The 11,869-nt window shown below is 73.5% G+C and carries 9 protein-coding genes; 6 read left to right on the top strand and 3 right to left on the bottom strand.

Annotation, left to right across the window (positions count from 1 at the left end):
* Positions 1–318 (top strand): rhodanese-like domain-containing protein (locus MHW47_RS23940; RefSeq protein ID WP_275449581.1); only part of this gene is annotated, 318 nt, incomplete at its 5' end.
* Between the two features lie 68 nt (positions 319–386).
* On the opposite strand, the gene MHW47_RS23935 is transcribed toward MHW47_RS23940, so the two are convergent.
* Together MHW47_RS23935 and MHW47_RS23930 are read right to left on the bottom strand one after the other, a co-directional pair.
* Positions 387–1,019, bottom strand: coding sequence for a response regulator transcription factor (locus tag MHW47_RS23935; protein ID WP_239225840.1), 633 nt, complete (start codon positions 1,017–1,019; stop codon positions 387–389).
* Positions 1,019–2,290, bottom strand: coding sequence for a sensor histidine kinase (locus tag MHW47_RS23930; RefSeq protein ID WP_239225839.1), 1,272 nt, complete (start codon positions 2,288–2,290; stop codon positions 1,019–1,021). Before MHW47_RS23930 ends, MHW47_RS23935 begins: the two co-directional genes overlap by 1 nt.
* Positions 2,291–2,489: 199 nt before the next feature.
* Between MHW47_RS23930 and MHW47_RS23925 the strand changes: the two genes are divergently transcribed.
* Both MHW47_RS23925 and MHW47_RS23920 read left to right on the top strand, forming a co-directional pair.
* Positions 2,490–3,227: an ABC transporter ATP-binding protein gene (locus MHW47_RS23925; RefSeq protein WP_374230136.1), complete on the top strand. Its 738-nt coding sequence runs from the start codon at positions 2,490–2,492 to the stop codon at positions 3,225–3,227.
* Positions 3,221–5,677: an FtsX-like permease family protein gene (locus MHW47_RS23920; RefSeq protein WP_239225836.1), complete on the top strand. Its 2,457-nt coding sequence runs from the start codon at positions 3,221–3,223 to the stop codon at positions 5,675–5,677. The genes MHW47_RS23925 and MHW47_RS23920 overlap by 7 nt, the downstream gene beginning before the upstream one ends.
* A gap of 77 nt (positions 5,678–5,754) precedes the next feature.
* Here MHW47_RS23920 and MHW47_RS23915 read toward each other — a convergent pair whose 3' ends face one another.
* A complete protein-coding gene (locus tag MHW47_RS23915) occupies positions 5,755–7,557 on the bottom strand; it encodes a glycoside hydrolase family 15 protein (protein ID WP_239225838.1) in 1,803 nt (600 codons plus the stop codon).
* Between the two features lie 421 nt (positions 7,558–7,978).
* Here MHW47_RS23915 and MHW47_RS23910 point away from each other — a divergent pair, with 421 nt between their 5' ends.
* From MHW47_RS23910 to MHW47_RS23900, 3 genes are all read left to right on the top strand, one after another.
* Entirely contained in the window at positions 7,979–9,643 is a 1,665-nt protein-coding gene (locus tag MHW47_RS23910; RefSeq protein WP_239225835.1) for a CTP synthase, read from the top strand.
* Positions 9,644–9,733: 90 nt separating this feature from the next.
* On the top strand, positions 9,734–10,360 hold the full coding sequence (locus MHW47_RS23905) for an NUDIX hydrolase (protein WP_239225834.1): 627 nt from the start codon (positions 9,734–9,736) through the stop codon (positions 10,358–10,360).
* A gap of 302 nt (positions 10,361–10,662) precedes the next feature.
* A partial coding sequence (locus tag MHW47_RS23900) for an NB-ARC domain-containing protein (protein WP_239225833.1) occupies positions 10,663–11,869 on the top strand: 1,207 nt, incomplete at its 3' end.

Raw genomic sequence — 11,869 nt, 5'->3', positions numbered from 1 at the left:
GGCCGGTACGAGGGCACGGAGCCGGAGCCGCGCGCCGGGCTGCGCGGCGGCCACATGCCGGGGTCCGTCAGCCTGCCGTTCGGCCGGCTCCAGGACGCGGGCGGGCGGATGCTGCCGCCCGACGAGCTGCGGGCCGTGTTCGCCGGGGCGGCCGGCGACCGGGAGCGCATGTACCTCAGCTGCGGGTCGGGCGTGACCGCGTGCGTGCTGGCGCTCGGCGCTGACCTGGCGGGCTACCGGGACCTGACCGTGTACGACGGCTCGTGGAGCGAGTGGGGGCTGCCGTCCCCGGACCGGCCGGTCGTGACGGGGCCCTGAGGGAGGTCCAGAGACGGGGCACGAGGCCGGCGGGTCAGGCCCGCAGGCAGGCCGGTAGGTCAGGCGGCTCAGGCACGCAGGTAGGTGAGGACGGCCAGGACCCGGCGATGGGTCTGGTCCGTCGGAGGCAGGTCCAGCTTGGTGAGGATGCTGCCGATGTGCTTTCCGATCGCCGCTTCGGAAACCACCAGCTCCCTGGCGATCGCGCCGTTGGACCTGCCTTCCGCGATCAGCGCCAGCACCTCGCGTTCGCGCGGCGTGAGCTGCTCCAGCGGATCGCGGCGGCGGCGCAGCAGCTGGCGCACCACCTCGGGGTCCACCACCGTCCCGCCGTCCGCCACCTTGCGCAGCGCTTCCACGAACTCCTCGACCTGGCCGACCCGGTCCTTCAGCAGATAGCCGACGCCCGTTCCGTCGCCGGAGTCCAGGAGTTCGGCGGCGTACATCCGCTGCACGTACTGACTGAGGACCAGGACCGGGAGCGCGGGGCGCTCCTCGCGCAGCCGCACTGCCGCGTGCAGCCCCTCGTCCTGGAAGCCGGGCGGCATGCGTACGTCCGTCACCACGATGTCGGGGGCGTGCTCCGCGACAGCGGACACCAGCGCCCGCGCGTCCCCGACGGCCGACACCACCTCGTGGCCGCAGCGGCCGAGCAGGCCGACGAGTCCCTCCCGCAGGAGGACGCTGTCCTCGGCCAGCACTACGCGCAGGAGGCGCCCGCCTCGGTCAACTCGCAAGGGAACTCCACACGCAACAGAGTCGGTCCACCCGGTGGACTGGTCAGGGCAAGTCTGCCATTCAGCACCGATACCCGGTCCGCGAGACCGGTGAGGCCGCTGCCCGCCGAGGGGTCCGCGCCGCCGCCGCCGTCGTCGCGCACCTCCAGGAACAGGCGTCCGTCGCGATGGCCGCCGCTCACCCGCGCGCGGCCGGCCCCGCTGTGCTTGGCCACGTTGGCCAGCGCCTCGCAGACCACGAAGTACGCCGCCGACTCGACGGCCTCGGCCGGCCGGCCCGGCAGCGCGAGGTCGACGTCGACGGGGACCACGCAGCGGTCGGCGGCATCGGCGACCGCGGCTTGGAGGCCGTAGTCCGTCAGGACCTTGGGGTAGATGCCCTGAATGAGCTCGCGCAGTTCCGCGAGCGCCTTGCCCGCCTCCTCGTGGGCCCTGGCGAGCTGGTCCGCGAGCGGGCCGGGCGGGGCATCGAGACGGGCCAGGCCGAGGGCCATCGCCAGGGCCACCAGGCGCTGTTGGGCGCCGTCGTGCAGATCGCGCTCGATACGGCGCCGCTCGGCCTCGAAGGCATGCACCAACCGGGCGCGGGAGCGGGCCAGTTCGACCACCTCGGCGCCCAGCTCGCCCTCGCGGGAGGCGATCAGCAGCCGCACCAGCCCCGCGCGGGCGCCCGCCGCGGCGCAGAGCACGTACGCGCCCAGGCCCAGCAGGAGCAGGCCCAGCACGGCGACGCCCCACGCGGCCGGCCAGGTGGTGACCGTCCACTGCTTGAGCACCTTCGCCTCCTGGCCGTCGCCGACCGTCGCCATCAGCAGCGGGGTGGCCGTCACGGACAGCGGGAGGAGCAGGGCGACCGTGAGCGCCAGGGCGTCGACCGGCCACAGCAGCCCGGCGAACAGCAGCGCGTACCCCAGCTCCCGCCAGGTCGCCTGTTCGCGGAGCCGGGTGGTCAGCCACGCCCACAGCCCCGGCGCGGCCGGCACCTGGTGCCGGCCGGAGACCGGGTCGCCGTCGATCAGGCGCAGCCTGCGCCGCTCCACCCAGGCCACCGGGATACCGCTGAGGGCGACCACGACGAGCAGGGGCAGCCCCACCAGGACGAGGACGAGCACACCGCAGACCGCCGCCAGCGTCACCAGCACCACCAGGGTGGCGACGCCGGTCACCGCGCCGGTGAGCAGATACGCGGCGGCGCGCCACGGCCAGGCCGACAACAGGAAGCCCGGCCGGGCCATGGCCTGCCACACAGTTCGAGGGTGCATGAGCATGACCGTAGGCGGCCCCGCCGGTCCGGTGCCATCGGCCCGGGGCCCGTATCGGGGGTATGCCTGGCCCTACCCCAAGTCTCCTCCGGGCCGTACTGCGCCCAGCGGGACTTCCACGGTTTCGTGGAGGCACCGACGAGCCGAGGAGCAGGTACTGATGGCGGAACACATGAGCAACGACGCGATCCGACTGGATTCCGTGACCCGGCGGTACGGCTCCGGCGGCACGTCCGTCACCGCCCTCGACGCGGTGTCGCTCGCCTTCCCGAGGGGGACCTTCACCGCCGTGATGGGCCCGTCCGGGTCCGGCAAGTCGACCCTCCTGCAATGCGCCGCGGGCCTGGACCGGCCCACGTCGGGCTCGGTCACCGTGGGCGGCACGGAGCTGACCGGCCTGAGCGAGACCGGGCTGACCCTGCTGCGCCGCGAGCGCATCGGCTTCGTGTTCCAGGCATACAACCTGCTGCCCTCGCTGACCGCCGAGCAGAACGTGGCCCTGCCGCTGCGGCTGGCCGGCCGCCGCCCGAAGAAGGCCCGGGTGCGCGAGGTGCTCGAACAGGTCGGACTCGGCGACCGGGCGCGGCACCGGCCGGCGGAGATGTCCGGCGGCCAGCAGCAGCGGGTCGCCCTGGCCCGCGCCCTGATCACCCGGCCCGAGGTGCTGTTCGGCGACGAGCCGACCGGCGCGCTCGACTCGCGGACCGGCCGCGAGGTGCTGACCCTGCTGCGCGGCATGGCCGACCGGGACGGCCGGACGGTCGTCATGGTCAGCCACGACCCCGTCGCGGCCTCCTACGCCGACCGCGTCGTCTTCCTCGTCGACGGCCGGGTCAACGGTGAGCTGGCCGACGCCGGCGCCGAGGACATCGCGGCGCGCATGACCACGCTCGAGGCGGCGCCGTGCTGAGCACCGCGCTGCGCACCCTGCGCACCCGCTGGGTCACCTTCGCCGGCAGTTTCACCGCCCTCTCCCTGGGCGTCGCGCTGATCGCCGTGATGGGGCTGGCCCTGGCCTCCTCGCTGGACGCCCCCGCCCGGGGGCCGGAGCGGTTCGCCGCCGCACCGGTCGTCGTCAAGGGCCGGGACACCCTTGAGGTGCCCACCCCGGTCGGCGACCGCACCCGGAAGCTCGCACAGCCGCGTGCCGTGCCCGCCGGCGCGGTGGCGAAGCTGCGCGCCCTCGGAACCGTCGTCGAGGACCGGTCGTTCGCCGTGCGGGCCGAGGGCGGGCCCGCCGATCTGGTGGGCCACCCCTGGTCCACCGCGGCCTTCGCACCGTACGAACTCCGTGCGGGACGCGCGCCCGCGGCCGCGGACGAGGTCGTCGTCAGCGGTGACTGGGCCCGTCCGGGCACCCGGGTGCGGACCGGCGGCGGCACGGTGCGCGTCGTCGGCACCGTGGCCGGACTCGGCTTCGAGAACGCCGTGTTCTACCCCGACACCCGCGCCGCCGAACTGTCCCCGCGCAGCCTCCAGCTCGTGGTCGACGCCGACGCGGCGGCCGTACGCGAGGCGCTGCGCGGCACCGGGGACGTCCAGGTCCTCACCGGGCAGGCGCGCCGGTACGCCGACGCCGACCCCGACCGGGACAGCGAGGCCCTCACCGCGATGAACGCCATGTTCGGCACGGCCGGCGGTGTCACCGGCTTCGTGTCGGTGTTCGTGGTGGCCTCGACCTTCGCGTTCGCGGTGGCCCAGCGGCGCCGCGAGTTCGGGCTGCTGCGCACCGCCGGGGCGACCCCGGGACAGCTCCGCCGCATGGTCGGGTACGAGGCGCTCGCGGTCGGCGTGCTCGCCTCGGCCACCGGCTGTGTCCTCGGTTCCTTCGGGGCTCCGAAGCTCGCCGCGTGGGCGGTGGACGAGAATCTCGCGCCCCGCTGGTTCACCATCGGGGACCACACCTGGCCCTACCACCTGGCGTTCTGGACGGGCCTGCTCGTGGCCCTGTGCGGGGTACTGGCCGCGTCCTGGCGGGCCGGGCGCACCGGACCCGCCGAGGCGCTGCGCGAGGCGTCCGCCGACACCCGGGCGATGACCCCGGGCCGCCGGCTGTCCGGCGGGGCCCTGCTGATCACCGCGGCGGTGATGACGGTCCTGGCCCTGGTGACGGACCCGGGCGAGCTGCTGCAGCGCAAGACCTATGTGAGCCGGCCGATGCTGCTGATCACCGCGGTCGCGCTGCTCGCCCCGGTGCTGGTGCGGCCACTGGTCCGGCTGATCGCCTGGCTGCCGGCCCAGCTGCCGGGCGCTGGCGGGATGCTGGTGCGGGAGAACGCCGCCGCCGGGGTGCGCCGTACCGCCGCCGTCGCGGCGCCCGTGCTGGTCACGGTCGCTCTGGCGGGCTCCCTGCTCGGCGCCACCGCCACCCTCGACGGGGCGAAGGCCACCGAGGCGCGCGCACGGACGGCCGCCGACTTCGTGGTCACCGCGGCGGGCGACGGCGGCTTCGACGAGGCGACGCTGCGGCGGCTGCGGGCCGTGTCCGGTACCGAGGTCTCGGCCGGCGCGTCGAGCGCCCTGTACGTCCTGGAGGACGGGGTGGCGCTCATCAGGTCCGACGCCAGGGCCGTCGAGCCGCAGTCGCTCGCGGCGACGACCCGTCTCCCGCTCGCCGCGGGGAAGGTCAGCGATCTGGACGACGACTCGATCATCGTCAACGAGGAATGGGAGAACCACACCGTGGGCGAGCGGGTGGACGTGTGGCTCGGCGACGGCACGAGGAAGTCCCTGAAGATCGCCGCGGTCATGACCATCGGCACCGGCGGCAACGGCGTCTACGTCACCCCGCGCAACGCCCCCGCCGCGCCCGTCGACCGGGTCGACGTACGCCTCACCCGCGGCGCCGACGCGAGCGCCGCGGCCGCCGGTCTGCGGCAGGCGGTGCGGGCGTCGGGCGGGCAGGTCCTCACCCGGGACGCGTGGGTGACGGCGGCGTACCCGGAGACCAGCCGGACGACCCGGACGGGCTTCTTCCTGGTCCTCGGGATCGCTCTCCTCTACACCGGCATCTCGCTGGCCAACACGATGGTCATGGCGACCTCCGACCGGGTCCGCGAGCTAGCCGTGCTGCGGCTGGCCGGCGCCACCGGAGGACAGGTGCTGCGGCTGGTGGGCGCCGAGGCGCTGATGGTGGTCATGGTCGGCGGGCTGCTGGGAGCGCTGGTCGCCGGCCTGAACCTGATGGGCATGTGGAGCGCGCTGGGCCTGCTCTCGGTGCGGACATCCACCGAGATCCCGTGGGCGACGCTCACGGCGGTCCTGGGTGCCTGCGCGTCGCTCGCGGTGATCTCGGCGGTCGTTCCGGCCGGCCTCGCCCTGCGCCGCGCGGCGGTGGGGCCGGCGGGCACGCGGGAGTGACCCCGTGCCCGCCGGCGCCGGCCTGCCCGGACGTCCGGGAGCCGGGATCGAGAAGCCACTCCCGGACGGCCGGACGGTCAGCCGACGTACGCGCCGCTCGCCGTGAGGCGCAGGGCGGTGTCGATCAGCGGAACGTGGCTGAACGCCTGCGGGAAGTTGCCCACCTGGCGCTGGAGCCGCGCGTCCCACTCCTCGGCCAGCAGGCCCAGGTCGTTGCGGAGGGACAGCAGCTTCTCGAACAGCCGCCGGGCCTCGTCCACCCGGCCGATCATCGCCAGGTCGTCCGCGAGCCAGAACGAGCAGGCCAGGAACGCGCCCTCGTCGCCCTCCAGCCCGTCCACGCCCGCGTCCTCACCGTTGGTCGGGTAGCGCAGGACGAAGCCGTCCTCCGTGGACAGCTCCCGCTGGATGGCCTCGATGGTGCCGATGACCCGCTTGTCGTCGGGGGGCAGGAAGCCCATCTGCGGGATCAGCAGCAGGGAGGCGTCCAGCTCCTTCGACCCGTACGACTGGGTGAAGGTGTTGCGCTCCTTGTCGTAGCCCCGCTCGCAGACGTCGCGGTGGATGTCGTCGCGCAGCTCGCGCCAGCGCTCCAGCGGCCCCTCGGAGTCACCGGACTCGATGAGCTTGATCGTCCGGTCCACGGCGACCCAGGCCATCACCTTGGAGTGCACGAAGTGGCGGCGCGGGCCGCGCACCTCCCAGATGCCCTCGTCGGGCTCGGTCCAGTGCTTCTCCAGGTACTCGATGAGCTTGAGCTGGAGCCCGGTGGCGTAGTCGTTGCGGGCCAGGCCCGTCATGTGCGCGAGGTGCAGCGCCTCGGTGACCTCGCCGTACACGTCGAGCTGGAGCTGCCCGGCCGCGCCGTTGCCGACCCGGACCGGGGCGGAGCCCTCGTAGCCCGGCAGCCACTCCAGCTCCGCCTCGCCCAGCTCCCGCTCGCCCGCGATCCCGTACATGATCTGCAGGTTCTCCGGGTCGCCGGCCACCGCGCGCAGCAGCCACTCGCGCCAGGCGCGGGCCTCCTCGCGGTAGCCGGTGCGCAGCAGCGAGGACAGGGTGATCGCCGCGTCGCGCAGCCAGGTGTAGCGGTAGTCCCAGTTGCGGGAGCCGCCGATGTCCTCGGGCAGCGAGGTGGTCGGCGCGGCGACGATGCCGCCGGTCGGCGCGTACGTCAGGGCCTTCAGCGTGATCAGCGAGCGGACCACGGCCTCGCGGTAGGGACCGTGGTACGTGCACTGCTCGACCCAGTCGCGCCAGAAGTCGGCGGTCGCCTCCAGCGAGCCCTCCGGGTCCGGGAGGGCGGGTGCCTCCAGGTGCGAGGGCTGCCAGCTGATCGTGAACGCGATCCGGTCACCGGGGGCGACGGTGAAGTCGGAGTACGTGGTCAGGTTCTCGCCGTAGGTGTCGACGGCGGTGTCCAGCCAGACCGAGCCCGGACCGGCGACCGCGACCGTACGCGCGCCCACCTTGTGCACCCAGGGGGTGACCCGGCCGTAGCTGAACCGCATGCGCAGCTCGGAACGCATCGGCACCCGGCCGCTGACGCCCTCCACGATGCGGATGAGCTGCGGCGCGCCGTCGCGCGGCGGCATGAAGTCGGTCACTCTGACGGTGCCGCGCGGTGTGTCCCACTCCGATTCGAGGATCAGGGAGTCCCCGCGATAGCGGCGGCGGTCGGCCGGAGGCGGCTCGGCGCCCTCGGGGCGGGCCGGCCCCAGACGCCAGAAGCCGTGTTCCTCGGTGCCCAGGAGCCCCGCGAAAATGGCGTGTGAATCGAAGCGGGGCAGACAGAGCCAGTCGGCTGTGCCGTCCCGGCAGACCAGGGCAGCGGTCTGCATGTCTCCGATGAGTGCGTAATCCTCGATGCGCCCGGCCACGTGCATCTCCAGTCGAACGGCCATGTCGCCCCGTGGGGCGCTTACTGCGGGTCAAGAGGTCGTTGCCAGGGGTCGTCGTGGTGGAACCCGCGAGCACGTACCTCGCCCGAGCCTCGCCCGAGCGAGTGGGTTCGAGAAGGATACGACGCAGCGGGGTGGTCCGCGCGACCCTCTTGACGAACCGGGTTCGTCCGGTCGAGTGGGGTGCGAGGGGCACAAGGGGCTCGCGGGGGGCTCGCGCGCCGGACGGCCGGAAGCGGTCTCCCCCCGTCGCTGATACCCTGGTAGCCCGTGGACCGGTGGTCGTCGGCGAGAGCAGACGAGGCCCCCGAACCGCAGCGACGGCATCCCCGGAATTCCTCCGGACGACCACGCCGGCACGCACCTCATGATCGCGCGACCACGGGAGCCCCCTTTGGCTATGCAGCCCACATCCACGACGACCAAGCACATCTTCGTCACCGGGGGTGTCGCCTCTTCCCTCGGCAAGGGTCTGACTGCCTCCAGCCTCGGCGCCCTGCTCAAGGCGCGCGGACTCCGGGTCACCATGCAGAAGCTCGACCCGTACCTGAACGTCGATCCCGGCACGATGAACCCGTTCCAGCACGGCGAGGTGTTCGTCACCAACGACGGCGCCGAGACCGACCTGGACATCGGCCACTACGAGCGCTTCCTCGACGTCGACCTGGACGGTTCGGCCAACGTCACCACCGGCCAGGTGTACTCGCAGGTCATCGCCAAGGAGCGGCGCGGCGAGTACCTCGGTGACACGGTGCAGGTCATCCCGCACATCACCAACGAGATCAAGCACCGCATCCGCCGGATGGCCACCGACGACGTCGACGTCGTCATCACCGAGGTCGGCGGCACCGTCGGCGACATCGAGTCGCTGCCGTTCCTGGAGACCGTCCGCCAGGTCCGCCACGAGGTCGGCCGGGACAACGTCTTCGTCGTGCACATCTCGCTGCTGCCGTACATCGGCCCGTCCGGCGAGCTGAAGACCAAGCCCACCCAGCACTCCGTGGCCGCGCTGCGCAACATCGGTATCCAGCCGGACGCGATCGTGCTGCGCGCCGACCGCGACGTGCCGACCGCCATTAAGCGCAAGATCTCGCTGATGTGCGACGTGGACGAGGCGGCCGTGGTGGCCTGCGTGGACGCCAAGTCGATCTACGACATCCCCAAGGTGCTGCACACCGAGGGCCTGGACGCCTACGTCGTGCGCAAGCTCGACCTGCCGTTCCGCGACGTCGACTGGACCACCTGGGACGACCTGCTGGACCGCGTCCACAACCCCGACCACGAGGTCACCGTCGCCCTGGTCGGCAAGTACATCGACCTGCCCGACGCCTACCTGTCGGTCACCGAGGCCATCCGGGCCGGCGGCTTCGCCAACAAGGCCCGCGTCAAGGTCGAGTGGGTCGCCTCCGACGACTGCAAGACCCCGGCCGGCGCGCAGAAGGCCCTCGCCGGCGTGGACGCGATCTGCATCCCCGGCGGCTTCGGCGAGCGCGGCGTGGTCGGCAAGGTCGGCGCGATCCAGTACGCCCGCGAGAACAAGGTGCCGCTGCTCGGCCTCTGCCTGGGCCTCCAGTGCATCGTGATCGAGGCGGCGCGCAACCTCGCCGAGATCCCCGACGCCAACTCCACCGAGTTCGACGCCGCCACCGCGCACCCCGTCATCTCGACGATGGAGGAGCAGCTGGCGTACGTCGAGGGCGCGGGCGACCTGGGCGGCACCATGCGGCTCGGCCTGTACCCGGCGAAGCTCGCCGAGGGCTCGCTGGTCCGCGAGGCCTACGACGACCAGCCGTACGTGGAGGAGCGCCACCGCCACCGCTACGAGGTCAACAACGCCTACCGGGCGGAGCTGGAGAAGAAGGCCGGGCTGGTCTTCTCGGGCACCTCGCCGGACAACAAGCTGGTCGAGTACGTCGAGTACCCGCGCGAGGTCCACCCCTACCTGGTCGCCACCCAGGCGCACCCGGAGCTGCGCTCCCGCCCGACCCGCCCGCACCCGCTCTTCGCCGGTCTGGTGAAGGCGGCCGTCGCCCGCAAGACCGCCGGGGCCGGGCAGGGCAAGTAGCCGGCCTCCCCGCAGGCGTTACGGTTGACCGGGGCACGCGTCCACGCGGGACGCGGGCCCCGGTCACCGTTTTTTCGTGGGAGGACGCAGATGGGTATCCAGGACACGCCGGAGGAATGGCGGGTCACCGCGAGCGCCGTCCCGTTCCGGGGCGCGAAGACCAGCGTCCGCACCGACGACGTGGAGATGCCCGACGGGACGGTCGTGCACCGCGACTACCAGGTGCACCCCGGATCGGTCGCCGTGCTCGCGCTCGACGCGGAGGACCGGGTGCTCGTCCTGCGCCAGTACCGCCACCCGGTCCGCCACAAGCTGTGGGAGATCCCGGCCGGCCTGCTCGACGTGCCCGGCGAGAACCCGCTGCACGCCGCGCAGCGCGAGCTGTACGAGGAGGCGTACGTCAAGGCCGAGGACTGGCGGGTGCTCACCGACCTGTACACCTCGCCCGGCGGCTCCGACGAGGCCGTCCGCATCTTCCTCGCCCGCGACGTCTCCGAGGCGGAGGGCGAGCGCTTCGAGGTCGCCGACGAGGAGGCCGACATGGAGCTGGACCGGGTGCCGCTCCAGGACCTCGTGCGCAAGGTGCTCGCCGGGGAACTGCACAACAGCTGCCTGGTCGTGGGCGTCCTCGCACTCGCCGCGGTCCTCGCGGGCGACGGCGTCGACTCGCTGCGGCCGGCCGGGGCGCCCTGGCCGGCCCGCCCCTTCGAGGCCTGAGCCTCCACCCCCGCCGGCGCTCCGTATCTGACGGCCCTCCGTATCTGACGGCCCTCCGCATCTGACGGCCCTCCGCATCTGACGGTCCGCAGCATCTGACAGCCCGTCCGAAACCGTACGGTGCCGGGCGATCCGCTCACGCGGTCACTCCGGCGCATCCCCCGATCGTAAAAAATGCTGATCCGATCGGGGGACGTCCGGGACGCGCTCCACCTTGTCCGTCCATCCGCCTGAACTACGCTTCGAAATGCCCGGACCGGGGTCCCGGCGGGCGAGGCGTGCGGCGAAGTGGAGCGTGGCCCGTGACGGATCAGGCGGTGGACACCAGCGGCCCGGCCGAGGCAGCGGGGACCGAGGAGCCTGCCGTCCGCGAATCGGCCCGATTCTTCGGCCGCGAACGGGAGTTGAAACAACTGCGCGCCGACATCGAGCGCGCCGGACTCGACACCATGGCCGGCCGCCGCAGCGCCCGCGCCCGGGTCCTCCTGATCGCCGGACGCCCCGGTTCCGGCCGTACCGCGCTGGCCGCCGAACTCACCCGCCGCCTCCTCGAATCGGGCGACTACCCGGACGGGCTGCTGCGCGTCCGGCTCACCGGCAACGACGGCACCCCGGTCCCCACCGAACACGCCGCCCGCGCCCTCCTGGACGGGCTCGGCATCACCGGACCGCCCGGCGCGGACGAGGACGAACTCACCGGGACGCTCCGCGAGGCCCTGGCCACCCGCCGGGTCCTGCTCCTGCTCGACGACGCGCCGGACGCCGAACAGGTCGACCCGCTGCTCCCCGACAACCCGGACTGCCTGGTCGTCGCCACCTCCGGCGGCCCGCTGACCGGCATCCCCGGCGTCCGCCCCTGCACCCTCGGCGGCCTGGACGCCGGCTCCGCCGTCCAGCTCCTGGGCCGCGCCATCGGCCAGGTCCGGATCACCGTGGACCCGCTGGCCGCCCAGACGATGGCCGAGGAGTGCGGCGGGCTGCCCGCCGCGCTGGTCCTGGTCGGCGGCTGGCTCGCCGCCCGGCCGACCGCCTCCGTGGCCGACGCCACCCGCCGGCTGCGCGCGCTGCCGGACGACACCGAGGCACCGGCCGGGGCCCGCCCGCTGATCCGGGCCTTCCGCCTCGTCCACGACTCGCTGCCCGCCACCCCGGCCCGGATACTGCGCCTGCTCGCGCTCGCCCCCGGCGGCCTCGCCGACGCCCACACCGCCTCCGCGCTGGCCGGCTGCTCCGTCTCAGCCGCCCGGAACACCCTCGACGACTTCGTGACGCTCGGGTTGCTGCGCCGCGAGGAGGGCGTCGAGGAACCGCAGTACGAGGTGCCCGGCTGCCTCGCCGGTCTGCTGCGGGCCCTGCTGGAGGACCGGGACCGCCCGGCCGAGGTGCAGCTCGCCCGCGCCCGGATGCTGGAGCGCACCGTGCGCCTGCTCCAGTCCTGCCGGGCCGTCACCGACCCGGAGGGCTCCCCGGCCCGCCGCCGCCTCGCCGGGCTCCCGCGCACGCTGCGCT

It is taken from the genome of Streptomyces sp. OfavH-34-F (assembly GCF_022347745.1).
Taxonomy (GTDB): Bacteria; Actinomycetota; Actinomycetes; order Streptomycetales; family Streptomycetaceae; genus Streptomyces.
Note: the sequence above shows the minus strand (reverse complement) of the source record. Positions and strands in the feature narration are given on the sequence as shown.